The organism is Pseudodonghicola flavimaris (assembly GCF_030164425.1).
GTDB classification, from domain to species: domain Bacteria; phylum Pseudomonadota; class Alphaproteobacteria; order Rhodobacterales; family Rhodobacteraceae; genus Pseudodonghicola; species Pseudodonghicola flavimaris.
The window spans coordinates 1-26,075 of the sequence record NZ_JASNJD010000030.1; the positions used below are offsets into that span (position 1 = coordinate 1).

A 26,075-nucleotide genomic window follows, 5' to 3' on the forward strand; every position below is an offset into this window, starting at 1 on the left:
TCGTCGGTCTTCGAACAACCTCAGACTACGAAGAAGCGCGATGGCCGCCAGCCCGGCCGCGCGCTGCGCTACGCCAAGGGCTTCGCGCGCGGCCTCTTACACCACCCCACGGGGCACTACCGATACGGTGCGACATGAAATGCGCCCTTGAGATTTGTGTCTATGATCGCGTCGATTTCGGCCGGCCCGTGTTCCAATGCGGGAAGAGATGCCGTCGTTCCGGCATTGTTGATGACAGTGTCAAAGACCCGTCCCTTCAGCGCGGCTTCCACCGACTCCGGGTCCGCCACGTCCATCTCTATCACATCGGCCTGCCCCCCTTCCGCCGCTATCTTTGCGGAAAGCTCAGACAAGCGGGCGACGCGGCGGGCGGCCAATGTGACGTCGACATCCTGCCCCGCCAGCAGTTCGGCGAAATGCTCGCCCAATCCCGAAGATCTGGCGGACGACTATCAATTCATCCCGGGCCAGTACGTCACGCTGCGCCGTGCCGGTGATATCGATGGTGTGCGGCGATGCTATTCGGTCAGCTCCGGCCGAGACGATGGCGAGTTGCGCGTTCTGGTCAAGCTGCTGGAAGGCGGAGCGTTTTCCTCTTTCGTTCATAGCGAACTGCCACCGGGCACCGAACTTGATGTCATGACGCCCGAAGGCACATTCGGATCAAAGATACGACAAGGCGGACCACGCACCTATCTCGCCCTGGCCCCGGGCAGTGGAACTACTCCAATCATTTCGATCATCCGCTCGGTGCTTGCCACCGAGGCCGGGGCCAACTTCATCCTTTTTTACGGCAGTCGAACGCTAAGTTCCATCATCTTCCGCGACGAATTGAACGATCTCAAGGATACCTATCCCGGACGGTTCTCTCTTTTTCATACACTGACGCGCGAAGGCACCGATTCCCCACTATTCTCGGGCCGGCTTGATGCGGAAAAGCTGCGCAAGTTCTCCGGTGCCCTGTTCGCTCCGGCAGAAATAGAAGATGCTTTTCTTTGCGGCCCCGCCGAGATGATTCAGGAACTCAAGACCGCGCTCCGCGACCTCGGCGTTGAAGAGAACCGTTTTCATGACGAGCTGTTCGCTCCCGCCGATGCTGACAATACCGCCACCGTCACGCTTGCGCCGCTTACGGCGGAAGCCGCCACTGGAGAAGGAGTTCAGGTCACGGCGATCCTTGATGGCACCGCCCGCAGCTTTGTGATGACACCTGATCAGGAAAGCGTGGTCTCCGCCGCCGCAGCAGGTATCGAACTACCCTATTGCTGCAAGGGCGCAATGTGTTCCACCTGCCGCGCCAAAGTTATCGAAGGCGAGGCAGAGATGACGCTGAACTATGCTTTGGAGCCTCGGTAGTTGAAGGAGAACTTTGTCCTGACCTGCCAGGCCCGTCCGAAAACCAAAAAACTGACAGTCGATTTCGACCACGTTTGACCTGTGCCGCTTTCCGCGACACCCCACGGGCGCGCGGGGCCGGGATCCCCAAGACCTTCGCCAAGTTGAAAGTCTTGGGTCCACGAAAACCCGCGTGCCAGTGTCGGCTAAAAGGTCGGATTCAGGCAAAGCGCACAGAACCCGATCTCAGCGGTCTTTTTGGTTGACGATCAGTTCTGCATTTTCGGGTAGTTCCGAAACAATGTTCACCTCGTCAGCACGAATTCGTGCATGCAGTTTGAAGGTATCAGCGGCGGCTGCTTCTGCGGCGGAAGCGTCGGCACCGTCTTCCAGCACAAGCGAGAGGCGGATCATGTCGCGATCGTTCTCGCGCGTTACCACGGCCTGCGCGGCCTTTGCGCCCGGCGTGCCGATGACAACTTCTTCAACCACGCGCGGATAAACGAAAATCTCGCGCACTTTGACCGCTGCCCCGACCCGTCCCTGCAATGCTGAAATCCGGCTGACGGTGCCATCCGCGTTGCTTTCCAGGGCAAAGGCGCTGTCGCCGGTGCCGAACCGGATCATCGGCCAGGTGGAATCGCGCGCGGTCACGACAACCTCGCCAGGATCGCCATGAGCGACCTGTTCGCCGCTGACCGGATCGCAGATCTGCACCACGCGGTCGGGATGAACCAGGTAGCCTTCGCCGCCATCCTCATAGGCGACAAGGCCCAGATCGGCGGTGGCATAGGCGGCCCAGGTGGACACGCCGTATTCGGCCTCGATCCGGCGGCGCTTGGCCATCCAGTCGCCCATCTCACCGCCGAGGAAGGCTGTCTTCACCTTCCATGCGTCGCGGCCATAGGTTTCGATCACCTTGTCCGCCAGCGTCAGGAAAAACGCGGTCGAAGCGCAGATCGAAGTCACGCCGGTTTCGGCGATGATCTGTGCCTGAAGCTCCGTATTGCCGACGCCTCCGGGGATCACCGTGGCGCCTGCGGCCTGTGCCGCTTCGTCGAACAAAAGCCCCGCGGGCACCAGATGATACATCCAGGTGTTCAGGATGATATCCCCCGGCCCCACGCCTGCCGCCTTGAACAGCCGGTCAAGGCCGTGGCCGCCACCGTCCGAAAGGGCCGGTTCGAAAATCGGGCCGGGGGACACGTAGATCCGCCCGACATCCTTCAGATCCGAGGCCAGGAACCCGCCAAAGGGCGGGTTCTCGCGCTGGATCTTCAGAAGCTCTTCTTTTTTCATCACTGGAAGACGCGAGAGGTCCGCCACCGATGTGACAGCTGCCGGATCGAATCCGGCAGCTGTAAATCGCGATTTCAGGCCAGGAGCTTTTTCGGCCGCAGCGGCATAGGCTTGAGCTATATCTTTGTAGATATCATCAGACATTTCCATGCCTCCTCGTCCAATCTGGTGTTAAAGCGGGCAGTCCTTACGGAAGTTCGGCGCGCGCTTCTCGCGGTGCGACAACACACCTTCCTTGACGTCCTCGCTCATGAAGCCAAGCATCTCCAGCGCGGTCGACGCATCAAAGATCGGCCCGGCCTGGCGCAGCCAGTTGTTCAGCGAATACTTGGTCCAGCGAATCGCGCTTTGCGAGCCGTTGGCCAGTTCGACGGCTGTATCCAGCGCGATCTGCTGCAGCTCGTCATCCTCGACGCACATTGATACCAGACCGATACGCTCGGCCTCTTCGCCCGACACCGGCTTGCAGGTCATCAGATAGTATTTCGCCTTGGCCATCGAGGTCAGCAGCGGCCAGATAATCGCCGCGACGTCACCGGCGGCAACACCAAGGCGGGGATGACCATCGACAATCTTGGCCTTCTTTCCGGCGATCGAGATGTCGGCCAGGATGGCAACCACAAGGCCTGCGCCGGCCGCAGGGCCATTGATCGCGGAAATGATCGGCTTGTTGCAGTTGATGATGTTATAGACGAGATCCTTGGCTTCTTTCCACGTCTTCATGATCTCGTGCGAATTGCCAATCATGTTTTCGATCAGGCTGAAATCACCCCCGGCGGAAAATGCCTTGCCCGCACCGGTCACGATGACCGAATTGATGTCTGGGTCACGGTCGATATCGATCCACATGTCCGTCATCTGGGTGTGGGTTTCGGCATCGACCGAGTTGAATGTCTCGGGCCGGTCGAACGTGATGCGCAGGACGCGATCCGCCGGGTAGTCAAATTTCAGTTTATCGTATTTTGCATAACGATCCGACATGGTTCTATTTCCTCCGTGGGGTATTGATTCAGCCAGGCAGTCCCAGGACGGCCTTGGACAGGATGTTTCTTTGGATTTCGTTCGATCCACCGTAGATCGTGGTAGGTCTGGCCTTGTAGAAACTCGCCAGAACATCGACACTTACGTTGCCGACCTGAAGCGGCCCGATGGAGCCGCCATCGGGACCGGCTGCTTCGATCATCAGCTCGGTGATGCGCTGGAAGCATTCAGTCACCCAAATCTTCAGCATGGACACATCCGCACCGAGCGTCTCGCCACGTTTGAGCTGATCTGCAAAACGGGCATAAAGCGCGGCATGATCTTCCACATCCAGTGCCGCCTGGGCAAAGCGGTCACGGAACACCGGATCGTCAAACGCGCCACGGCCACGGGCAAAACTTTCAAGCTGTCCCAGAGCGTTCTGGGCCAGACTTGGCGAACCGATGAAAATGCGTTCGAAGCTCAAGAGCGCCTTGGCCATCGTCCAACCCTTGTTCAGCTCGCCCACGAGGTTCTCGCGGGGCGTCCGTGCATTGTCAAAGAAGACCTCGCAAAACTCGGTCTCGCCCGACAGGGTCGTGATGGTGCGTACATCGACTCCAGGCTGATTCATCGGAGCGAGCAGGAAACTGATACCCTGTTGTTTCTTGGGCGCATCGGGATCGGTGCGCACCAGCATGAAAATATGCGTGGCGTCATGCGCCATCGTGGTCCAGATCTTCTGTCCGTTGATGACAAAGTCGTCGCCGTCAATCTCTGCGCGTGTGCGCAGGTTCGCCAGATCGGACCCGGCGCCGGGTTCCGAGTATCCCTGGCACCAGATGTCTTCGCAACTCAGGATACGCGGCAGCCAGTAGTCTTTTTGTTCCTGGGTGCCGAATTTGATGATCAGGGGACCGACCATCTGCACGCCCATGTCGCGACCGCGATTGACGCCCCAGCGCTGCTGCTCTTCATAAAAGATCAGCAGCTTAGCAGCGTTTAGGCCCATACCGCCGAATTCAGCGGGCCAAGCTGGCGCAACCCAGCCCTTGGCGTGCAGCTTGCGGTGCCAATGTTCGATCTCGGCGAACTTCGGGCGGTGCGGCAGATGACGCAGCTCCTCGGGATATTCCGCTTCGAAGAACTGGCGCACTTCTTTGCGGAATTCCACATCGCTAATTGCATTCCAGTCGGTCATTGTGCTGCCCCCTCTGCTTCGCGTGCCTCGAACCAAATCCGCCTGTGATAGGCATCGTCGCCCAACCAGGCCGACAGCACCAGCGCCCGGTTCAGGTAGAGCCCGATATCGAACTCATCCGTGTACCCGACCGCCCCGTGCAACTGGATCGCATCACGGGTAATTCTTTTGGCGGCCGTAACCGCCCGCGCCTTCGCACGGCTGGCAATCGGGGCCCGAACCTTCGGATCGGTTTCGCTGTCCATCTGCGCAAGCGCCTCCCGCACTCCGGCCTGCGCGACCTCGCATATCACGTTGAGGTCGACGGCACGGTGCTGGATGACCTGAAAAGACCCGATCGGCTTGTCGAACTGCTCCCGCGTCTTGATGTAGTCGAGCGTGATCTCGAAGGCACGCTCGCTCAGGCCGACAAGCTCGGCCGCAGCAAGCGCCGTTGCATCAGCGACAGCCTCGGCCAGTGCAGTGGGAACCGCACCGCCGCTGGCCAATTCCACGGCCGGGGTGCCCGAAAAAGAAAGCTCGCCCAGAGAGCTGCCGTCGGCCTGCGCTCGTTTGTCAATGACAAGCCCGTCCGCGTCTGCCTCGGCCAGAACCAGAACCGGGCCGTCATCTCCTTCAGCCACGACCAGGAACCCTAGAGATCCGATCGCACCGACGACCCAGGCCTTGCCACCGGTCAGCTTTCCGTCCGCGTATCGGCAGGTCGCATCGGCAAGCGCCCCGTCGGGGCCGCGTTCCTGCCAGGCAACCGCCAAGGAAATTTCGCCGCCGATGAGCTGTGCCATCTTCGGATGAGCCGGACAAAGGCGGCGCAGAAGGCCAAGACTCAGACCGATTGTCAACACGACCGGTTCCGGTGCAATCACACGGCCGACTTCCTCGGCGATGACACCCCCGGCGGCTAGGCCCATGCCAAGCCCGCCCTGATCTTCAGGCACCGCCACCCCGAAAACACCGGCCTCGGCGAGTTCCCGGACCATCTCAGCATCGAAACCGCCCCCGGCATCACGAAGTTTTCGGGCTCTGTCACTTCCGCCCGCCCGTTCAAACAACGTGCGCGCGCTCTCGCGCAACAGGCGAAGGTCTTCTTGTTCGCTGGAAAGGATATCAGTCTGTGTCATTTTGTTTTCGCTGAATCATCACGGGGGTGTCGGTCGAAAAAACGACCTCGCCCGCAGGGTTTTTGGCGCTGAGCGTATAGTGCAAAACACCTCTGTCGGGCTTGCTTTTTGACGGCGTGACCGCGTTGACCGTCAGTTCGACATCAAGGGTTTCGTTCGGGCGCACCGGCCGCAGCCAGCGCAGATTGTCAAAGCCCATGCCACCGATATTGGCGACATCGACCATCATTTCAGACATGACCGGCCTGAACACTTCCAGCATCGTCTGAAAGCCCGAGGCGATCAGGCTGCCATGTATGGCGGTTGCATAGTCTTCATCGGTGTGCAGCCGCTGCGGATCCCACTCCTTGGCAAACGCCTTTATTGAATCCGCGCTCATCGGAGCGCTGCGAAAGCGATAGACTTGGCCCGGCGAGAAGTCTTCCAGATACCTCAAGAGGCACCCTCCTTTGCGAAACCGTCATCGTATCCGCTCGCATCCTTGGATATCCGGATGCGGTTGAATTCTTCCAGCTTCGGATAGGTTTCCTTGAACGCCACCAGGAACTCACCCATCGGCGCGTCGAAATAGAGACCACGGTCGTTCACATATTCCATGTGCCGGTGATTCTGTTCGTCGAACTCGTGAAAGAGCGCGTCGTGATAGCCGTCGAAGACCAGGGGTTTGACCCCGAATCTTTCACACAGTTCCATGTTGAATGCAGGTGTCACTTTGTAGGCCTCATTCCCCAACCACAGCTGAACATAGCCGTGGTAGATAAAGAGATCGGTCCCCATCAACTCCTGCAACTTGGGTGTATTCAGGTGGTTGCGCACATCCGCAAACCCCAGAGCGGCGGGGATACCCACAGCACGCAAACAAGCCGCCAGAAGAATTGCCTTGGGAACGCAAAACGCCGCTTCCGCCCCAGCGATACGGCTGGCACGGTAAGAGTCCTCATCCAGCGCAAAACAATAGGGATCATAGCGAATATCGTCGCGCACCGCTTCGAACAGGCGGATTGCCTTGTCGCGATTGGTTGCGTCCACAGGAAGATCACGCAAAGCCGATGTCACGAAACCCTGCACTTCCAAGCTATCGCTTTCCACAAAGCGCGATGGCATGACATAACGCTCAGCTTCTGTCGGCAGGTCATCGTCAGACTTGTCCATTGGCCCCTCCCTTTTTCTAACATATGTTAGATTACCGATTCAAAACCTGCCCGTCAACGGGATTTACTCTGTCTTTGGTTGGTCCACGCCATAACGCGTATTGTCTTCGCCCAGAGTGGCTGCAACTCCGACCGAATTTCCCGAAGAACGGAACTCCGGCGCAATTGGCAGCGGCAAAGCAGGCGCGTTCCGGCCGGAGATTTTTACGGCCCGCCCGAACACGTCACGCGCTTTGAAATGCGGGTCATGTGCCGCCTCGGCGGGCGTTTTCACGACCGAACAGCAGCAATCTGCCGCTGCCAGCAAAGCCTCCCAATGGGTCGAGGGATGTTCCCTCAGACGACGTGCAACCTCCGCGGCACAGGCATTTGGATCGGACCAGTCATCGCGAAGCGCCACCGGCAAACCAATGACATCGCAGAACGACTGCCAGAACTTTTCTTCCAACGCGCCGACGGCGATCTGACGCCCGTCCGCGGCCGTATAAAGCCGATACCGGGCCAGGCCACCCGTCAGGCGGCTGCCACCGTTCTTGATGTTCTGCCCGGCAATCACACCTTCGGCATGGGCCCAATAGGCAAAGGCGAACGCTCCCTCGGACATTGCGATATCCAGATGCGTCCCCTGCCCGCTCGCCTGCCGCGCAATCAGGGCCAGCAGGATATTCATCACCGCAGGATAGGTTCCGCCTCCGATATCGGCGACCAGCCCGAACGGTGCCGTTGGCTGGTCATCGGGTCCGCGACTGAGCGACAGGATACCCGCATCACCAACATAGTTGAGGTCGTGGCCGGCGGCGCTGGCCTTTGGTCCGGTCTGGCCATAGCCGGTGATCGAACAATAGATGAGACCGGGATTGATCTCGCGCAGAGCATCATAACCAAGCCCGAGCCGGTCCATCACGCCGGGACGGAACTGCTCTACCAGAACATCGGCCTTCTCGATTAAGGGGCGCAGACGTTCCACTGCGCCCCTTGACTTGAGGTCGATGGCCACCGATCGCTTGCCGTGGTTCAACACAGCAAATCCGATGCTCTCTCCGTCGATCTTTGGCTCCGTGTGGCGCGCGTCCTCGCCGACTCCGGGACGCTCGAACTTGATCACTTCGGCGCCGGCCTCAGACAGCATGAGCGTCGCCATCGGACCGGGAAGAAGGGTGCTGAAATCCAGCACCAGGATATCCTTGAGCGGTTGAGCCATCTTCACTGCCTCAGGCGAAGCGCGCCGCGCCGTTGTTCAGAACAACCACGTCGCGTGCCGGAATAGATGCTCGAAACCGGGCCTCGCCGTCCTCTTCCCAGATTTCGAACCGCACGGTTTCGCCGGGATAGACCGGCGCCGAGAACCGAACATCCAGACCGACAAGCCGGGCAGAATCATAGTCAAGCAACGTCTTTAGAATCGCCCGGGCCGCCAGCCCATAGGTCGCCAGACCATGCAGGATCGGGCGGTCGAACCCGACAGAACGGGCAACATCCGGGTCAGCATGAAGCGGATTGAAATCACCGCTGAGACGATAAATAAGGGCTTGGCGCGGCAGGGTATCGATATCACATACATGATCAGGCGCCCGATCAGGCAGCACTGCGGGTGCCGGACCCGCTTGGTTTTCACCGCCGAACCCCCCATCACCGCGACAGAAAGCCGACATCGCCACGCGCGCCAGTTTTTCACCGCTGTCCGCGTCGATAATATCACGGCTTTGGTAAATGACGGCTCCCTTGCCCTCGCCCTTGTCGGCGATGAAGTCGATCTTGCTGCGGCCGACAATCCGGCCAGTTGTCGGCAGCGGCTTGTAGATGTCGAGCCACTGTTCGCCGTGCAGCACTTTCTGCCAGTTTACGCCGGTCTTGGGATCGCGCAGCCAGAAGCCGGGATACCCCAAAATGACCGCCATCGAGGGAACTGCCTTGAGCCCGTCCTCATAGACATAGGCCAGCTCCTTTTTGTCGGTCGGATCCTCGCCGAACCCAAGGCCGAGTGCATACAGGATGGTATCCCGTTCGGTCAGCGTCTGTTCGATTTCCTCAAAGTCCCAGTTCGACAATGCCTCGAAATCCAATGGCATTTACTTTCCTCCCTTAGTTGCCGTCAGAGCGTGTTTTGCGATCCAAGTATCGCCGTGACCTGGCTGGACAGCACACCGCCGTTGCCATGCGCCAGCGCCAGGTCGATATCCTTCAACTGAATGCCCGGCGCGTCGCCACGGATCTGACGAGCAGCCTCGATCACTGTGAAGATGCCGTACATCCCGGGGTGCACGCAGGACAGGCCGCCGCCATTCGTGTTCACCGGCAACACGCCGCCAGGCGCGATGCGTCCGCCCTCGACAAAGGCCCCTCCCTCGCCCTTCGCGCAGAACCCAAGATCTTCGAGAAACAAAATCGTGTTGATGGTGAAGGCATCATAGAGCTCGACCGCCTGGATATCCGCAGGGGTCACTCCGGCCGCCGCAAAGGCGCGCGCGCCCGAGTCGCGGGCCGCGGTCACGGTGAAATCCTTCATCTGGGAAATCTGCCGGTGCGAGCTTGCCGCAGCACTGCCCAGCACATAGGCAGGTGCCTTCGGGAAATCCCGGGCGCGGTCCGCGCGGACCATTACGATCGCGCCGCCACCGTCGGTGACAAGACAACAGTCGCGCACGGTCAATGGATCGCCCACCATGCGCGAACCCAACACGTCCTCGCGGGTCAGCGGGCCGCGCTCGAACGCTTCGGGGTTGCGCTGCGCCCAGGCCCGCGCGGCAACGGCCACGTCGGCCAGCTGTTCGCGGGTGGTACCATATTCATGCATGTGCCGCGCCGCCGCCATCGCATAGGCCGAGATCGGATAGCGCGGATTATACGGCGCCTCGTAGGCCGGCGGACGTGAAGCGGTCACCAGTCTGCCCGACGCGGTGCGCTGGTTGGAGCCATAAACAATCAGCGCGACATCACACAGACCGGCGTCCAGCGCCATGGTCGCGGACGTCAGGTAGTTTACGAAGGACGAACCGCCCGACATCGTGCCATCAATGAAACGGGGCTGGATGCCCAGATACTCCGCCGCCATAAGCGCCGGCATGCTGTCTTCCATCATGGTGCAAAACAGCCCGTCGACGTCGGACAGTTTCAGCCCGGCATCGCCAAGCGCCGCAAGCGCAGATTGCGCCATGACATCATAGGCCGTCAGGCCATGGGCTTCTCCGAGACCGGCATGACCGGTTCCCACGATGGCGGATTTCCCCCGAAGTTCAGTGGTCATGGCCTATCCCTCCGACGGTTTGAAAAGCACGGCCGGAACACCCTCGGCCTCGCCCACGAATGCGGTTACAGGCATGTCGATGACGACCTCACCCGGGGCAATGCCCTCGACCCGGCTCATCATCCGGACACCCTCGTCCAGCTCGACGACGCATACGTTGTAGTCGCCGCCCCGTTCGGGCTTTCGGCGCACGACTGTTGTGGTGTGGACCCGTCCCTTGCCGCCGGCCTGCTTCCACGAAATCGCGGTGCCATGACAATGTGGACACAGGACTCGCGGGAAAAAGTGATAGGCCCCGCAGTCGTCGCACTTGGGCAGCAGGATCTCTCCCTCTGCCAGCGCGCGTTGGAAAAGCTGGTCTGGTCCTTTGGCATCCTGCATTGGCGTTCTCCTTCAAGCGACCCAGTCTTTGTTTAAGCGTATTGATAATCTTTCTAACAATTGTTAGATTTAGTCAACCTTTCAGGATCAATTGAGAGAAACTCATGTCAGGTTCAGACTTAGCCCCCCTTTCCGGCAAACTCGTCGTTGCGTTGGAACAGGCAGTCGCCGCGCCTTTTTGCTCCTCGCGGCTGGCCGACGCCGGCGCGCGCGTGATCAAGATCGAACGCAAGGGCGCAGGCGATTTCGCCCGCGCCTACGATACCGCCGCCAACGGTGAAAGCGCCTATTTCACATGGCTGAACCGAGGCAAAGAATCGGTCGCCTTGGACATTAAAGCCGACGAAGACCGTGAAATCCTGCTCAGGATGCTGGAAAACGCAGATGTGTTTATTCAGAACCTGCTGCCGGGCGCGCTGGCCAAGCTGGGGCTCGATTCCGCGAGTCTGCGAGAGAGCTTCCCGCGTCTAGTGACCTGCGACATCACCGGATATGGCGAAGACGGCCCGATGCGCAACGCCAAGGCCTATGACCTTCTGGTGCAATGCGAGAGCGGTCTGGCATCAGTGACCGGTACACCCGACGGACCAGGACGGGTGGGCGTGTCGGTCTGCGATATCGCCACCGGTATGACAGCCCATGCTGGAATCTGCGAAGCACTTGTCGGGCGTGATCGCACCGGCAAGGGCAGCGGCGTTTCCGTGGCAATGTTTGATGTGATGGCCGACTGGATGTCGGTTCCACTGCTGTATCACGATTACCTTGGCAAGCCGACACCTCGTGTCGGACTGAACCACACGGTCATTTGCCCGTACGGGGCCTATGAATGCAAGGACGGTCAGCTTGTCGTCATTACCGTGCAACACAACGGCGAATGGCAACGGTTCTGTGAACACATACTGGGCGATGCGGCTTTGGCAACCGACCCCCGGTTCCATGACAACACGTCGCGAATTGAAAACAAACCCGCGCTCGAAGTTCTCATCAAGGCCGTGTTCGCCTCGCATGACCGCGCCGAGATGCTGAAGCGGCTTGACGCTGCGGGCATTGCCTCGGGCGCGGTGAACGACGTGGCGACCCTGTCCGGTCACCCCCAGCTTGACCGGTCCGTAATTCGCACGCCTTCCGGTGAAATCAACGTCCCGACCCCCCCGATCCGGCGCAGCCTCGGCGAAACGGCACTGGGCCCCTGCCCGGCCTTCGATGCGCAAGGCAAAGCCCTTCGCGCCGAGTTCGGCCGTCGTTCATAAAAACGGTGGGCAACTAAAAGGGTGGACAACCAAATGACCGCTGAGAACAAACCGGGGCTTCTTCAAGGCGTGAAGATCGTCGATCTGACTTCTGTGGTTTTCGGACCTTTGGCGACGCAGATGCTGGGCGATCTGGGGGCCGATGTGATCAAGGTGGAAGGCCCCGAGGGCGATCTTCTTCGCCAGGTCCAGCCATCGCGCAACAAGCTGATGGGTGCCGCTTTTCTGGGGGCCAACCGTAACAAGCGCAGTGTCGTACTGGACCTAAAAACGCAAACCGGTCGCGATCAGTTGCGCAAACTGCTCATCGATGCCGATGTGATGATTTCGAGCATTCGGCCTGCGGCGCTGGCCAGATTGTCTTTGGATCCCGAAACTCTACGCCAGGAAAACCCGAACCTGATCATGGTATCCGCCACCGGTTTCGGGCAGGACGGGCCCTATGCCGCCAAGCCTGCATTCGACGATTCCGTCCAGTCGGTGTCGGGATTGGCCAGCTTGGCAACCTTGCGCGACCCTGGGGTACCGCCCGCTTATGCCCCGACAATTCTCGCCGACAAGCTTGGCGGGGTCACCGCCGCCTATGCCGTGATGGGTGCCCTGTTCCACCGCGAACGTACTGGAGAGGCCCAGCATGTCGAGGTTCCGATGTTTGAAACGCTGGCCGCCTTCCTGTTGGCCGAACATATGGATGGGGCCACCTTTGAAGAGACTCCGCAGGATTTCGGCTATGCCCGCATGCTGGTTCCGCACCGGCGTCCAGTTCAGACCGCTGATGGCTACATCACCATTCTGCCCTACACCAACGTACAATGGGCACGGTTTTTCAAGGCGGTTGGGCGCAATGACATGATCGACCATGTCTGGGTCACGGACATGGACACCCGTAGCCGCAACATCGGCGCGGTATACGATATGGTGGCGCAGATTGCGCTGACCCGGACCACGAATGACTGGCTTGCCCTGATGGAGCAGGCAGACATACCAGCCATGCCGGTGCGCAACCTGTCAGATTTGCCGAACGATCCCCATCTTGCCGCGACCGGGTTCTTTCAACGGATTGATCACCCGACCGAAGGTGCGATCTGGACGACACGCCCGCCGATACGCTTCTCAGCGACCCCGGCGCGACATGATCATCGCCCGGCCCCGCGACTTGGGGAACACAGCGACGAAATTCTGGGGCCGGGTAGGGAATAGCCCCACCCGGCACCGGACGGATCAAACGTCCATCGAACGTGCGATCAATTCCTTCATGATCTCGTTGGTGCCGCCATAGATCATCTGGACCCGGCTGTCGGCATAAAGACGCGCGATGGGGTATTCCATCATGAAACCGTAACCACCGTGCAGTTGCAGGCATTCATGCATGACCTCGTTCTGCGTCTGGCTGCCCCACCATTTCGCCATCGAAGCCGTGGCCGTATCAAGTTCGCCCGCTTCAAGACGCGCGAGCCCATCATTGACGAAGGAACGTAGCAATTCGGCCTTGGTTTTGCATTCCGCCAGTTTGAAGCGCGTATTCTGGAAGTCCATGATCCGGCTTCCAAATGCCTTGCGGTCCTGAACATATTTGACCGTTTCATCGATCGCAAAATCAATAAAACCGAGCGCGGTAATGCCGATCATCAGCCGCTCCCAAGGCAGCTGCTTCATCAGCTGGTAGAACCCCTGCCCCTCTTCCGGACCAAGCAGGTTCGCCGTAGGCACGCGTACATCTTCGAAGAACAGCTCAGCCGTATCCGAACCTTTCATACCCAGTTTCTTCAGGTTCCGTCCCCGGCGAAAGCCCTCGGCACCCTCGGTTTCCAGAACGATCAACGAAAGGCCCTTGGCGCCGGCGTTGCGGTCGGTCTTTGCCACGATCACAACCAGATCCGCCGCGTGCCCGTTGGTGATGAAGATCTTCGATCCGTTGATCTTGTAGTGGTTGCCATCCTTTTCCGCATAGGTTTGTACGTTCTGGAGGTCAGAGCCCGTTCCAGGCTCGGTCATGGCAATCGCCGCAACGCTGTCGCCGCTGACCAGTTTCGGCAACCACTTTTTCTTCTGTTCCTCACTGCCATATGCGTTGAGATAATGGATTACGATGGACTGGATCCCATAGCCCCAACCCGTATCACCGGTGCGCCCCTGCTCGTAGACGGTAATCGCGTCGAACCCGATGCCGCCACCGAACCCACCATATTCTTCGGCAATCGAGCCACCCATGACACCCTGCTGACCGACTGTTTTCCAGAAGTCGCGGTCAACAATTCCCTGTTCCGTCCATTTTTCAATCTTCGGAGCCATCTCTGCATCGAAAAGCCTGCGTGTACTATCGGCGAACATCTTGTGTTCATCCACTGCCCAGCTAGGGGAGTTCTTAATCAGAGACATGAATTTTTCCTATCGATTCAAGCTTGTGTTGAGCCAAAATCTAACAAGTGTTTTGCTTCTTGACAATGAACCGGAGCCGTTCTGACGAGGCGTCACAAGGCTTAGGACCGCGCGCATCCTGGTCCGTCCGATCCGCTCGCCGCCCATTCGGCTCGTACCAAAAAAGGCCCGCCGGGGGTTCGGCGGGCCTTTGATGCGTTTTGGCGGGTTGGGCCGTGGCCCTTACAGCTTCTCGGTCAGTTCGGGGACGGCCTGGAACAGGTCGGCGACCAGTCCGAAGTCGGCGACCTGGAAGATCGGGGCTTCTTCGTCCTTGTTGATCGCGACGATGATCTTGCTGTCCTTCATCCCGGCCAAGTGCTGGATCGCGCCCGATATGCCGGCGGCGATGTACAGATCCGGTGCCACGACCTTGCCGGTCTGACCCACCTGCCAGTCGTTCGGTGCAAAGCCCGAGTCGACGGCGGCGCGGGATGCGCCAACGGCGGCGCCCAGCTTGTCGGCCAGTTTCTCGATCAGGGCAAAGTTCTCTTCGGAGCCAACGCCGCGCCCGCCGGACACGACCACACCGGCCGAGGTCAGTTCGGGACGATCCGATGCGGCGACCTTGTCTTCGACCCATTCCGACAAGCCGGGGTCGTCCCCGGCGCCGATGCTTTCGACCGAGGCAGACCCGCCTTCGCCAGCGGCATCAAAGGTCGAGGTGCGGAAGGTGATGACCTTTTTCACATCCGACGATTTGACGGTCTGAATCGCGTTCCCGGCATAGATCGGGCGCTCGAACGTGTTGCCATCGACAACGCCGGACACGTCCGACAGGACCATCACGTCCAGCAGCGCGGCAACGCGCGGCATGACGTTCTTGGCGTCCGTGGTGGCCGGGGCGACGATATGTTCATAGTCACCGGCCAGCGATGCGATCAGCGCGGCGGTCGGTTCGGCCAGGCGGTGACCCAGCGATGCGTCTTCGGCGACCAGAACCTTAGCCACACCGTCGATCATGGCGGCGGCGTCGCCTGCGGCAGCAGCAGAGGCGCCCGCGCACAGAACGGTCACATCGCCCAGGGCCTTGGCCGCGGTCACGGCCTTGGCGGTTGCGTCGATTGCCAGTTCACCATTGGTGACTTCTGCGAGAAGAAGAACAGCCATTACACAGCCCCCGCTTCTTTGAGTTTTGCGACCAGCTCGTCCACCGAGCCGACCATGATACCGGCCGCGCGTGCCGCGGGCTCGGAGGTTTTGACGATTTCCAGACGCGGCGTGACATCAACGCCGTAATCATCGGCGGTTTTCTCATCCAGCGGCTTTTTCTTGGCCTTCATGATGTTGGGCAGCGACGCATAGCGCGGCTCGTTCAGGCGCAGGTCCACAGTGACGATCGCGGGCATCTTGACCTTGATGGTCTGCAGGCCGCCGTCAACTTCGCGGGTCACGACGGCACTGTCGCCATCGATGCCCATTTCCGAGGCAAAGGTCGCCTGGCTCCAACCGAGGATCGCCGACAGCATCTGGCCGGTGGCGTTCATGTCGTTGTCAATGGCCTGTTTGCCCGCCAGAACCAGACCGGGCTGCTCTTCCTCGACCACCTTGGCCAGGATTTTCGCGACGGCCAGCGGCTCGATGTCGGTGTGCACATCATCGGCGGCAACCACCAGAATGGCACGATCCGCACCCATGGCCAGCGCAGTGCGCAGGGTTTCCTGCGCCTGTTTGACGCCAATGGAAACCACGACGATTTCTTCGGCCTTGCCGGCCTCTTTCAGGCGAATCGCCTCTTCGACGGCGATTTCGTCGAAAGGGTTCATCGACATCTTAACGTTGGCCAGATCGACACCGCTTCCGTCCGCTTTGACACGAACCTTCACGTTGTAGTCGATCACGCGCTTCACAGGCACGAGTACCTTCATTGGCGTGGTCTCCTTGAGTTTTGCGATAAGGTTTCAACCGAGCTAACGGTCTTTGAATTCTGGAGTTCTTTTTTCCGAAAACGCTTTCATGGCCTCGGGAAAGTCATGCGCGCACAGCAAAACGCTTTGGGCATCGCGCTCGATATCCAGCGCCTCGAGATAGCTGCACTCGGCTGCGGCGCGCATCACACGCTTGGCGGTCTGAACGCCAAACATCGGGTGCGTTGCAATCTCGCGGGCAATTTCCAGCGCCCGTACCTCGACCTGGTTGGCCGGCACGCATTCTTCGACAACGCGCAGGTCCCTGGCGGTGCGCCCGTCGATTTCACGGCCCGTGAGCACAAGCATCCGGGCAACGCCCGCACCGGCGCGCTGCTGAAGCAGCCAGCTTGATCCCGTGTCGGGACAACCGCCGACGCGTGCAAATACTTCGCACAGCCGGGCATCTTCGGCGGCAACGACAATATCCGCCGACAAGGCCAGGCTGAGGCCCGCGCCAAAAGCCACGCCGCATACCGCGGAAATCAGAGGTTTGCGAAACAGATAGGCCGCGCGTCCGCCATCGTGAACCAGGTCCACCATTTCCGACGTCGCCCGCGCGCCTTTGGCGATCTCGGACTGAAACCCGACAAGATCGCCGCCGCTGCTGAAATGATCGCCGCCGGTCATGACAACGACACGGATCGTAGCGTCCCGTTCGGCTTCGCGCAGAAGCGCCACCAGTTCTTCGACGAACCCGATGCTGTAAGGGTTGCGTTTTGTCGGCTGAAGAAACCGCAGGATTCCGACAGGGCCATCCCTGTCCAGGCGAATAAGCTCAGTCATTCAAGTCTCCATCAGGTCCCGGTCCAGACGGGTGCTCGCTTTTCAGCAAAGGCCTTTGGGCCTTCAATCGCGTCGTTGCTGGCGTAAACCACCTCGTGCAGGCGCTTGCCCTCTTTCAGGCCACCGGCACAGCCCAGATCCATGGTTGCGCGAACACTGCCTTTCGCGGCAACAACCGACAGCGGGGCCGCGCTGGCAATGCGTTTGGCAAGGTCGAAGGCCCGTGCGCGGACAGCATCGGGAGTGTCTTCGATATAGTTGGTGAACCCGTATTCGTGCAGGCGCTCGATCGGCATCAAGTCGCCGGTCAGAACTATTTCCATAAGGATGGGCTGCGGCAGCATGGACAATGCTGGCGATGCCCAAGGCGATCCACGACCGATCTTTACTTCGGTGATACCGACCTTGGTCCCCTTGAGACCGACCCGCAGATCGCAATTCAAGGTCAGCATCATGCCGCCCGCCATCAGCGACCCTGTCATCGCCGCGATGATCGGTTTCTTGCAGGCGCGCATGGTCTCGTGAAACGGGTCGCGCATCTTGGTCAGAATATCGACACCCTCGTCGCGTGCGATTTGTGTGGCTTCCTTCAGATCCAGTCCGGCGCTGAAAACGCCGCAATCGGCAGAAGTCAGAATGGCCACACGAACGCTGTCATCCGCCTCGATCTTTTCCCAAGCATCGGTCAGCCCGTTCGTCGCCGCCACGGAAAGCGCGTTTTTACGTTCGGGCCGGTTGATACAGACGGTCGCAATTCCGTCTTCGATCTTCACGTCAATGGGGCTCATGATACCTGCTTCGCTTTCTCGGGACAATCTAACTGCGGAAAGCTTCCCCGCGACATGTCTGCCGCGGGGAAGCTCTGTCTTATTCGACGGTGAACGTCGCGGAGCTGTGCTTGATGACATCCCAAACAACGTCGAGATAGTCGGCGCTCCAGTCGGTCAGCGGAACCCAGGTTTCGCCATTCCACTGTTCGACCCGAGTCTTGCCGCCACCACCGTGGTCTTTGTCGGTCACTGTAACCGGGGCCATGATGCCGTTTCCATCGAAGTCCTCGATCGATTCATAGGCATTCTTCATGCTTTCCGGTGTGATCGGCCAACCGTTTTCAGTAATTGCGATCCGCGCGGCTTCGAAACCGGCCGAGTAGATCGCCATGCCCGTGTTGTAGTACACGTCGCGCACCAGGCTCTCGGGACCGCTGCCCTTGCCATTGGCATAGTAGGTGTCCAGCATCGTCTTGACGATCGGAACTTCCTGGCCACCGGCCACGTTGGTCCCGCGCAGGATGCCTTTCGCCTCTTGTGCGCCAATATTGGCGATATCAACTTCGTTCAGCCAGTTCACCGACAGATAGCGGTCGATCGGGAAACGGTTGCGGCGCATTTCCTTCGAGGCGACCACATGCCCGCCCGCCAGCAGCCAGCTGATCACGTAGTCAGGCTTGTCGCGGCGGATTTTGCTCCATGCGCCGGCCTGATCCGACCCGGGAAGCGGCACGGGATACAGCTCCAGTTCGAACCCTTCCTTTTCGGAAAGCGTTTTCAGGATCTCGATCGGTTCCTGGCCAAAGGGATAATCCAGATAGATGAACCCGATCTTCGCCTTGCTCAAGTCACCGCCCATCTGACCCTTGATGAAGGCAACGTCATTTGCCGCCTGCTGCCAGTACGTCGGACCGACCGGGAAAACCCATTCGAACACTTCGCCGTCCACCGCGTCACCGCGGCCAACAAAGGACTGCATCAACACGTTGCCGTCCTTCATCGCACGCGGCAGAACCGCGTTCGTGACCGGCGTGGACAGAAAATTGAAAAGGAAAACGCCTTCGCGCTTGAGCTGCTCGTAGCATTCCACACCGCGCTGCGGTTCGTTGCCGTGATCGCGAATGATGACTTCAACCGGATGCCCTTCGATACCGCCATTTTCGTTGGTGTACATCGCCAGGTCCTGCGCGGCCTGGGCCACCTGCGGCGAAATGAACGTGTAGGATTTACTGAGGTCGAAGCAGAGTCCGAAGCGGATCGGCTCCTTGTCCTGCGCTGAGGCAACAGTCGCGCTTGCTGCCAGCGCAGTAGCAAGTACCACTGCCTTAATGTGCTGTTTGACTTTCATGTTTTCTCTCTCCCGTTGGTTTGGTTTGGGGCGGTGATACCGCTTTGTAAACGCCGCTGCCGCCCCGCGTAGCGTCGCCCTTCCTGCTACCAGTCTTTCACTGCTCGTATTTCGCGGAACTCTCTTTAACCACACCCCACACAACGTCCGTGTACGCAGAGATCCAGTCGGTTTGCGGCACCCAAGTCTCTCCGTCCCACATTTCGATACGGGTCTTGCCCCCGCCGCCATGATCTTCGGCCGTCACCGTAACGGGGGCCATCAGCCCGTTCGCGTCATAGCCCTCAAGCGACTCCAGTCCGGCCTTGTAGGATGTCGGAGTGATCGGCAGCCCCTCGGCTTCCGCCGCCTTGCGCGCGGCTTCGAACATGATCGAATACATGGCCAGCCCGGTGTTGTAGAAAACGTCCTGCGTCTTCTCGATCGGGCCGGATCCCTCGCCCTTGTCATAAAGCTCGGCCATGATTTCCTGATACAGGGCAATATCCTGACCGCCCACGACATTGGTCCCGCGCTTGATACCTTTGGCGGCCTCTTTACCGATGTTGGCGATATCGACTTCGTTCAGCCAGTTGACCGAGATGTATTTGTCCATCGGAATGCGATTGCGCTTCATCTCTTTCGAGGCAACCACATGGGCACCGCCCAGCATCCAGACGATCACATGATCGGGCTTGTCGCGGCGCACCTTCGACCACACGCCGGCCTGGTCGCTGCCAGGCAGTGGCACGGGGTACAGTTCAAGCTCGAAACCCTCTTTCTCGGACAGGGTTTCCAGGATCTCGATCGGCTCCTGCCCGAAGGGATAATCGAAGTAAACAAACCCGACCTTCACATCTGACAGATCGCCGTCATGCAATTGCTTGATGTAGGCGACATCGTTGGCGGCCTGTCCCCAATAGGTCGGCCCGATCGGATAGACCCAATCGAAGACGGTGCCATCAACGGCATCGCCGCGCCCGACAAGAGACTGCATCAGGATACGCCCGTCTTCCATGGCCCGCGGCAGGATAGCCAGAGACACCGGAGTGGACAGGGTATCGAAAACAAAGACGCCCTCGCGGCTGAGTTTCGAGTAGCACTCGATTCCGCGCTGCGGTTCGTTCCCGTGGTCACGCACGATGACTTCGACCGGTTCGCCACCGATGCCGCCCTTCATGTTGATGAGCTTGGCAAGGTCCATCGCGGCCTGCGAAACCTGCGGCGTGGCAAAGGTATAGGCTTTGCTGAGGTCGTAGCAGATGCCGATCTTGAATGGCTCGGCCAGCGCCTGGGTGCTGAACACTGCTCCTCCGAACATGGATAGTACAGCCAACGCTTTGGTAAATTTCTTCATTTGTTCCTCCCTGAACAACTTCTGATTAGTACCTCAACTCAACCAACGTTTGCGTCGGCTGTAGTGCTTGACGTTGTGAAAGTCGGTCTCTCCGCCGCCTAGATAGAACTCCTGAATGTCGGAGTTAGATTTGAGCGCCTCGGCGGTGCCGTGCATAACAACGCGGCCGTTCTCGATAAGGTACCCTTGCGAAACGATTTCCAGAGCCGCCAGGGCGTTCTGTTCCACCAGCAGGACGGACAGGCCCTCATCCTTATTGATCTTTTGCAAGATGCCGAAGATCTCCTCGACCAGGAACGGAGCAAGCCCGAGACTTGGTTCATCAAGCATCAACAGCTTCGGCTGGGTCACGAGGGCCCGCCCAATGGCAAGCATCTGTTGCTCACCACCCGACAAATAGCCTGCTTGCGAACTTTTGCGTTCGGCAAGCCGCGGAAAATATCCGTAGATCTTGTCCTTTTCCGCATTCAGCGTTGATCGGGACATTCCGCGCGGCGCGGCGGCGGTCAGGTTCTCGTCGGGGGTCAGATGTTCGAAGACCCGCCGCCCTTCGATGACATGACAGATGCCCATCTCGACGCGTTCTTGCGCGAGCGCTTCGGTAATGTCCACTCCCTGGAACGTTATCTCACCTCGGCTGATGCGTCCGCGCTCAGCCTTCAAAAGACCGCTGATCGCTTTCAACGTGGTGCTTTTTCCCGCTCCGTTCGATCCCAAGAGTGCGATCATCTCGCCCTTTGGGACTTGGACCGAAACACCTTTGATCGCCAGTATTACATTGTCGTACAGTACTTCGACGCTGTTCATGGATAGAATGTTCTGGGCTTCAACTTTTTCTTGCATCGGCATTCCCCTATTTCTTGAACTGATCGAAGGGCCAGACCATCAGATAGTCTCTGATGTTGCCGTAGAGTTTTCCCAAACCGAGTGGTTCGATCAGAAGGATAATGACGATCAGTGCGCCATAGACTGCGTTCGGGATGTGAGCGAGTGTTTCAACATCGATCTGCATGCCAAGCCCGTCACTCAGCGTGACGACGAGACCGTTCACGATACCCGGAACAAGAAGGATCAGGGCAACACCGAAATAGGAACCGATAATGCTGCCAAGGCCGCCAACAATCACCATCGCAAGAACCTGGATCGAAACGGCAACCGAAAATTGCTCGGGTGCGGCGAGAAAGAAAAAGGTGGCAACAAGCAACGCACCGCTGACGCCTGCGATGAACGACGAAGTCGCGAACGCGAGGATTTTGTAGTAGAAACTGTTCACACCCAGGATCGCGGCCGCAAAGTCTTTTTCCCGGACAGCGACCAAGGCGCGACCGAGTCCAGTACGCTTGAGATTAAGCATGAAGATCGTCACCAACACACACCAGCCGAAGGCGACATAGTAGAAGCCAGTATCAGTGGTAATCTCTTGCCCGAGCAGAGCCAATGTCGGTGACTGGAGCGACGCGTGTGAACCCCCCGAGATCGCCGGAGAGTGGGTCAGAACCCAGTCCATCACGAATTGCATCGCAAGAGTGGTAAGGGCGAGATACAGTCCCTTGACCCGCAAAGCGGCAAAAGCAAACAGGCTGCCGATCACGGATGACGTCAATCCGCCGATGATCAGGGCGAATTCCCACGGCACCCCGAAACGCGCGGCATGGATCGACGAATACGCTCCGACGGCCATGACCGCAGCATAACCCAAGTGAAGTTGGCCTGCCCAACCTGTCACCAGATTCAATCCAAGCGCGGCGGCCGTCCAGATCAGCCAGGGAAGCATGTAGCTGTTCAGATAAAGCGACGGGATGATGAATGGCGCGGCAAGACCGATCAGAAAGATGAATGCTGTCAGATTTCTGTCGGCAGGCACCTTGAAGATACGGCTGTCCGAAACGTAGTTGGCGTGATGGACGCCGGAAAGTCTGTAAAACATCCCTTACACCCTTTCGATGTCGTGACGACCGAACAGCCCGTGCGGACGGATCATGACGGTAAGAATGAGCACGGCGGCGACGATAAGCTCACGGCTTCCGCCTCCGACAAGCGGATCGAGGAAATCAGAAACAACGTTTTCGACGACGCCCAGGATGATGCCTGCGATCACGGCGCCAAGGATACTGTCGAGACCACCGAGAACGGCAACTGTCAGACCTTTGAGAAGCAACAGCGACAGCGCCTGATCGACACCCTGAATCTCGCCCCAGATAACGCCCGCAGCGACGGCAACAACGGATGCCAGCGCCCAGGACAGGCCAACTCCGCGTTCAACCGAGATACCTACCGACCACGAAGCCATGTAATCATCCGCGATCGCCCGCAACTTGATCCCGGTCCGGGTTCGGAAAAACAGCATGAATGCGACAAACAAGGCGAGCGCAACACCGGCACCAACCAGATGGATGCGGCTGATGAAGATGTCGTCAAAAAACAGTGGATCATAGCTGACGCCCAATTCCATCGAACGTGACGTCCCGCCCCAAATCGCAAGCGTTGTACCCCGCAGGAAAATGTCGAGGCCGAGTGTCAGCATCAAGATCATGACAACCGGCCGACCTGCGAGACGGCGCAGAGCAACACGCTCAATGCCGAACCCAAGGCCGAACATGACAACCGCAGCCAGAGGGATGGCCAGCCACAAGGGTAAACCCACGTCGCGTGCCAGCGCCAGGACCACATAGGCCCCTACCATGGTCAACCCGCCCTGAGCCAGATTGGGCACCGAAGATGCCTTGTAAATCAGCACAAGGCCGATGGCGAATAGCGAGTACAGCAGACCCGTCAAGGCTCCGTTGATCGCAAGCTCTGATAGAAAGACCCAGTCCATTTATACCTCCCTGATGGGAAGGCTTCTTTCGACCTTCCCTACTTCCCCGGTCTCGTAAGTCACCTGCGCGCTTACATGGACCTCTTTTGAACCGTCGTAGAGCGCCGCGATCACGTCGGCATAGCGTTCCTGAACGACCTTCCTCCGCAGTTTTCGGGTTCGCGTGATTTCACCATCGTCCGGGTCGAATTCTTTCGGCAGACTTACAAAGCGTTGCAGGCGCAATGGTTCGGTGACGGCCTTGTTGACCCGTTGGAAGGCCTCGCGAAGCAACGTCGCGACCTCTTCACGCTGAGAAAGATCGGCATAAGACACATAGGGCACGCCGTTCACCTCTGCCCAGTGGCCAACGGCTTCGAAATCCACGCAGACCATAGCCGTCAATTCGTCAAGCCCGGCGCCGATTACGGCAGCATCCTTAATATAAGGGCTGAATTTCAACCGGTTCTCGATGTAGTTTGGCACAAACCGCTCGCCTCCGGCCGTATGCATGACCTCGGAGACGCGCCCCAGAACAACCAGGTGTCCATCTTCCTCCAAATACCCGGCATCACCTGTATGCAGCCACCCGCCCTCAAGGGCTTCGGCGGTCGCTTCGGGTTTGTTGAAGTACCCTTCGAATACGCTGTCCGAGCGTACCAAGATCTCCCCGTCCTCGGCGATGGTCACCTCGACGCCGGGCGCGGGTTTGCCAACCGTATGAAGGCGCACTTCACCCGGAGACTGAATTGCATTGATCGCGCTGTTTTCGGTTTGGCCGTAGAGTTGGCGCAATTTGATTCCCAAGGCTCGGTAGAAAACAAAGGTGTCTTCGCCGATTGCTTCACCGCCGGTGAACGCGTTCTTGAGTCGGCTCATTCCGAACTGGTCCTTGACCGGACCGAAAATGATTGCCTCGCCCAAAAGTCGGCCCAAAGGCTCAAGAACACCGCCGCTTTTGCCATTCAGCTTGCGCGTTTCCGCCGCGATGGCCCGATCCATGAAAAAATGGTACAGCCGTTTCTTTAAAGGGGTCGAATTTTCGATACCCACCTGGATTGTCGTCAGCATCTGGTCCCAGCTTCTCGGAGCCGCCAGATAGAAGGTCGGAGCGATCTCGCGCATGTCGCGCACGACCGTTTCCTGGCGCTCAGGCACATTCACGGTGAAACGCCAAAGGAGTGCCGCGGCAACGGTTATGGCGTAGTCTCCCACCCAGGCCATCGGCAAGTACGCGAGGATCTCCTCATTTTCGTCGAAGGCACCCGCCGCATGTCCATTCCGAGCAGCAGCAAGAACGTTCTTCTGACTCAGTACGATGCCCTTCGGCGCGCCCGTCGTTCCGGAGGAGTGCAGAAAAATGGCCGGATCTTCCGGCTTCGCACGACTAAGCAGTTCCTCACGCAGGCCCGGGGTTTCGTTCAGATCGTGCTGACCAACTTCGATCAGGTGATCCCAGGACAACAACCCTTCAACCTCGTAGAAGCCAAGACCGCGCGCTTCATCATAAATGATGTGGTCGATGCCCTCGGCGCCCGCGTCCTTCAGTTCCAGGATCTTGTCAACCTGTTCCTGATCTTCCGCAATGGCCGCGACGATCTCGACTTCGCCAAGAAAGTGCCTTAGTTCCTCAAGAGTTGCGCCCGGATAAGCGGGCATGGCGTAGGCACCAAGCAACGAAACAGCCAGCATGCCGCCATAGAGCCGCGCACGGTTATCGCCCAGAACAAGCACTGCTTTGCCAGGCTTCACGCCGATTTTTTCAAGCCCAGCCGCACAGGCCACCACCTCTTGGGCGTATTCCGCCCAGGTGGTTTCTTTCCATATCCCACGCTCTTTTTCGCGACGGGCGATATCCTTTCCGTGGAGCGACGCGTTCTTCGCCAGAAGTGCACCAATCGTTTCGCCGCCTGAAGACCGGTTCTTCGTCAAATCAGTCATGCGACCCTCCGATATATGCCTCGATGACCCGCGGGTCCTTCACAACCTCCTTGGGGATGCCACTGGCGATCATTTCACCGTAATTCAGTGCCAGCATCCGATCACAAATGCCGGTGATGACATCCATATGGTGTTCGATCAGCAGAACGCTGACGCCGCGTTCGGCACGGGCATCCAGAATGAAACGGGACATATACCCTTTCTCTTCCTGGTTCATGCCGGCCATCGGTTCATCGAGAATCAGCATCTGTGGCTCGGCCACCAATGCCCGCGCCAGCTCGACCCGCTTTTTCAACCCGATCGGAAGACCATCGACCAACTCATGCCGAATGCTCTCGAGCTGTAGAAACTCGATCACCTCCTCGACGATTTTACGGTTCTCGATTTCTTCACGCTGTGCTGCCCACCAATATAGCGCCGTACGCAAAACGCCTGGGCTCATGTGGATGTGCCGCCCGAGCAGGATGTTGTCCAGAACGCTCATCCCGTTGAACAGGGCAAGATTTTGGAACGTTCTGGCAACGCCGAGCTTGGCAACCTTGTGAGGCGCCGTACCCGTAATGTCGTTTCCTGCCAGCCGGACCCTGCCCTCGTTTGGCGGGTAAAATCCGGTAATTGCGTTTGTTAGCGTTGTCTTGCCGCTGCCATTCGGACCGACAAGTCCAAAGATTTCCCCTTGTCGAATAACGAGGTCAACACCGGTGACAGCGACGATGCCGCCGAACCGTCGTTCGACCCCGCTGCACTCCAGTATCGCCCCATCATCGGCTCCGATTGCTGTTTTAATCCTTGTCGTCATCTAGATATCATTGTCCCCCTAAGGTTCACGG

The 26,075-nt window shown here is 58.9% G+C and carries 25 protein-coding genes and 1 pseudogene; 3 read left to right on the plus strand and 23 right to left on the minus strand.

Going from position 1 to position 26,075, the window contains the following annotated elements; all coding sequences use genetic code 11:
- Positions 1 to 116: 116 nt before the first annotated feature.
- Positions 117 to 431 (minus strand): annotated as a pseudogene (locus QO033_RS23685) (SDR family NAD(P)-dependent oxidoreductase); the annotation flags it as partial.
- On the opposite strand from QO033_RS23685, the gene QO033_RS23690 reads away from it, so the two are divergent.
- Entirely contained in the window at positions 379 to 1,356 is a 978-nt protein-coding gene (locus QO033_RS23690; protein WP_169739214.1) for an FAD-binding oxidoreductase, read from the plus strand. The pseudogene QO033_RS23685 and the gene QO033_RS23690 sit on opposite strands and share 53 nt — an antisense overlap.
- Positions 1,357 to 1,581: 225 nt before the next feature.
- On the opposite strand, the gene QO033_RS23695 is transcribed toward QO033_RS23690, so the two are convergent.
- The 10 genes from QO033_RS23695 to QO033_RS23740 all read right to left on the minus strand — a co-directional run bounded on the left by QO033_RS23695 (position 1,582) and on the right by QO033_RS23740 (position 10,692).
- Positions 1,582 to 2,778 (minus strand): phenylacetate--CoA ligase family protein, encoded by a 1,197-nt coding sequence (locus QO033_RS23695; protein ID WP_229669281.1) that lies wholly within the window; start codon positions 2,776 to 2,778, stop codon positions 1,582 to 1,584.
- A gap of 27 nt (positions 2,779 to 2,805) precedes the next feature.
- The gene (locus QO033_RS23700; RefSeq protein ID WP_028095226.1) at positions 2,806 to 3,615 is read right to left on the minus strand and encodes an enoyl-CoA hydratase/isomerase family protein; all 810 of its coding nucleotides are present in this window, start codon (positions 3,613 to 3,615) and stop codon (positions 2,806 to 2,808) included.
- Positions 3,616 to 3,643: 28 nt separating this feature from the next.
- Positions 3,644 to 4,795 carry an acyl-CoA dehydrogenase family protein gene (locus QO033_RS23705; protein ID WP_284483251.1) on the minus strand — a complete coding sequence of 384 codons (1,152 nt, stop codon included), beginning with the start codon at positions 4,793 to 4,795 and terminating at the stop codon, positions 3,644 to 3,646.
- On the minus strand, positions 4,792 to 5,916 hold the full coding sequence (locus tag QO033_RS23710; protein WP_050685850.1) for an acyl-CoA dehydrogenase family protein: 1,125 nt from the start codon (positions 5,914 to 5,916) through the stop codon (positions 4,792 to 4,794). The genes QO033_RS23705 and QO033_RS23710 overlap by 4 nt, the downstream gene beginning before the upstream one ends.
- Positions 5,903 to 6,352, minus strand: a complete 450-nt coding sequence (locus tag QO033_RS23715) for a MaoC family dehydratase (RefSeq protein WP_238367127.1) — start codon at positions 6,350 to 6,352, stop codon at positions 5,903 to 5,905. The genes QO033_RS23710 and QO033_RS23715 overlap by 14 nt, the downstream gene beginning before the upstream one ends.
- Positions 6,349 to 7,068, minus strand: a complete 720-nt coding sequence (locus QO033_RS23720) for a transglutaminase-like domain-containing protein (protein ID WP_050685846.1) — start codon at positions 7,066 to 7,068, stop codon at positions 6,349 to 6,351. Before QO033_RS23720 ends, QO033_RS23715 begins: the two co-directional genes overlap by 4 nt.
- Positions 7,069 to 7,131: 63 nt before the next feature.
- Entirely contained in the window at positions 7,132 to 8,268 is a 1,137-nt protein-coding gene (locus QO033_RS23725) for a CaiB/BaiF CoA transferase family protein (protein WP_050685940.1), read from the minus strand.
- Between the two features lie 10 nt (positions 8,269 to 8,278).
- On the minus strand, positions 8,279 to 9,136 hold the full coding sequence (locus QO033_RS23730; RefSeq protein WP_173644469.1) for a MaoC/PaaZ C-terminal domain-containing protein: 858 nt from the start codon (positions 9,134 to 9,136) through the stop codon (positions 8,279 to 8,281).
- A 23-nt stretch (positions 9,137 to 9,159) separates the two neighbouring features.
- Positions 9,160 to 10,311 carry a thiolase gene (locus tag QO033_RS23735; protein WP_284483252.1) on the minus strand — a complete coding sequence of 384 codons (1,152 nt, stop codon included), beginning with the start codon at positions 10,309 to 10,311 and terminating at the stop codon, positions 9,160 to 9,162.
- A 3-nt stretch (positions 10,312 to 10,314) separates the two neighbouring features.
- Positions 10,315 to 10,692, minus strand: a complete 378-nt coding sequence (locus QO033_RS23740; protein WP_057796766.1) for a Zn-ribbon domain-containing OB-fold protein — start codon at positions 10,690 to 10,692, stop codon at positions 10,315 to 10,317.
- Between the two features lie 104 nt (positions 10,693 to 10,796).
- Between QO033_RS23740 and QO033_RS23745 the strand changes: the two genes are divergently transcribed.
- Together QO033_RS23745 and QO033_RS23750 are read left to right on the plus strand one after the other, a co-directional pair.
- Positions 10,797 to 11,942 carry a CaiB/BaiF CoA transferase family protein gene (locus QO033_RS23745; RefSeq protein WP_142494378.1) on the plus strand — a complete coding sequence of 382 codons (1,146 nt, stop codon included), beginning with the start codon at positions 10,797 to 10,799 and terminating at the stop codon, positions 11,940 to 11,942.
- A 33-nt stretch (positions 11,943 to 11,975) separates the two neighbouring features.
- On the plus strand, positions 11,976 to 13,142 hold the full coding sequence (locus QO033_RS23750) for a CaiB/BaiF CoA transferase family protein (RefSeq protein ID WP_050685936.1): 1,167 nt from the start codon (positions 11,976 to 11,978) through the stop codon (positions 13,140 to 13,142).
- A 21-nt stretch (positions 13,143 to 13,163) separates the two neighbouring features.
- On the opposite strand, the gene QO033_RS23755 is transcribed toward QO033_RS23750, so the two are convergent.
- The 12 genes from QO033_RS23755 to QO033_RS23810 all read right to left on the minus strand — a co-directional run bounded on the left by QO033_RS23755 (position 13,164) and on the right by QO033_RS23810 (position 26,044).
- A complete protein-coding gene (locus tag QO033_RS23755; protein ID WP_103911560.1) occupies positions 13,164 to 14,321 on the minus strand; it encodes an acyl-CoA dehydrogenase family protein in 1,158 nt (385 codons plus the stop codon).
- Positions 14,322 to 14,543: 222 nt separating this feature from the next.
- The gene (locus QO033_RS23760; RefSeq protein WP_050685836.1) at positions 14,544 to 15,470 is read right to left on the minus strand and encodes an electron transfer flavoprotein subunit alpha/FixB family protein; all 927 of its coding nucleotides are present in this window, start codon (positions 15,468 to 15,470) and stop codon (positions 14,544 to 14,546) included.
- Entirely contained in the window at positions 15,470 to 16,228 is a 759-nt protein-coding gene (locus tag QO033_RS23765) for an electron transfer flavoprotein subunit beta/FixA family protein (RefSeq protein ID WP_027238724.1), read from the minus strand. The genes QO033_RS23760 and QO033_RS23765 overlap by 1 nt, the downstream gene beginning before the upstream one ends.
- A gap of 42 nt (positions 16,229 to 16,270) precedes the next feature.
- Positions 16,271 to 17,053 (minus strand): enoyl-CoA hydratase/isomerase family protein, encoded by a 783-nt coding sequence (locus tag QO033_RS23770; protein ID WP_050685834.1) that lies wholly within the window; start codon positions 17,051 to 17,053, stop codon positions 16,271 to 16,273.
- 11 nt (positions 17,054 to 17,064) lie between these two features.
- Positions 17,065 to 17,841, minus strand: a complete 777-nt coding sequence (locus QO033_RS23775; RefSeq protein ID WP_027238722.1) for an enoyl-CoA hydratase/isomerase family protein — start codon at positions 17,839 to 17,841, stop codon at positions 17,065 to 17,067.
- A 79-nt stretch (positions 17,842 to 17,920) separates the two neighbouring features.
- Complete coding sequence (locus tag QO033_RS23780; protein WP_027238721.1) at positions 17,921 to 19,171, minus strand: ABC transporter substrate-binding protein; 1,251 nt, start codon at positions 19,169 to 19,171, stop codon at positions 17,921 to 17,923.
- A gap of 97 nt (positions 19,172 to 19,268) precedes the next feature.
- Entirely contained in the window at positions 19,269 to 20,507 is a 1,239-nt protein-coding gene (locus QO033_RS23785; protein WP_027238720.1) for an ABC transporter substrate-binding protein, read from the minus strand.
- 33 nt (positions 20,508 to 20,540) lie between these two features.
- Positions 20,541 to 21,350 carry an ABC transporter ATP-binding protein gene (locus QO033_RS23790; RefSeq protein ID WP_050685932.1) on the minus strand — a complete coding sequence of 270 codons (810 nt, stop codon included), beginning with the start codon at positions 21,348 to 21,350 and terminating at the stop codon, positions 20,541 to 20,543.
- 10 nt (positions 21,351 to 21,360) lie between these two features.
- Complete coding sequence (locus QO033_RS23795; RefSeq protein WP_028095207.1) at positions 21,361 to 22,434, minus strand: branched-chain amino acid ABC transporter permease; 1,074 nt, start codon at positions 22,432 to 22,434, stop codon at positions 21,361 to 21,363.
- Between the two features lie 3 nt (positions 22,435 to 22,437).
- Positions 22,438 to 23,325, minus strand: a complete 888-nt coding sequence (locus tag QO033_RS23800; RefSeq protein ID WP_050685832.1) for a branched-chain amino acid ABC transporter permease — start codon at positions 23,323 to 23,325, stop codon at positions 22,438 to 22,440.
- A complete protein-coding gene (locus tag QO033_RS23805; RefSeq protein ID WP_050685830.1) occupies positions 23,326 to 25,245 on the minus strand; it encodes an AMP-dependent synthetase/ligase in 1,920 nt (639 codons plus the stop codon).
- On the minus strand, positions 25,238 to 26,044 hold the full coding sequence (locus tag QO033_RS23810; protein WP_050685828.1) for an ABC transporter ATP-binding protein: 807 nt from the start codon (positions 26,042 to 26,044) through the stop codon (positions 25,238 to 25,240). The genes QO033_RS23805 and QO033_RS23810 overlap by 8 nt, the downstream gene beginning before the upstream one ends.
- Positions 26,045 to 26,075: the final 31 nt, after the last annotated feature.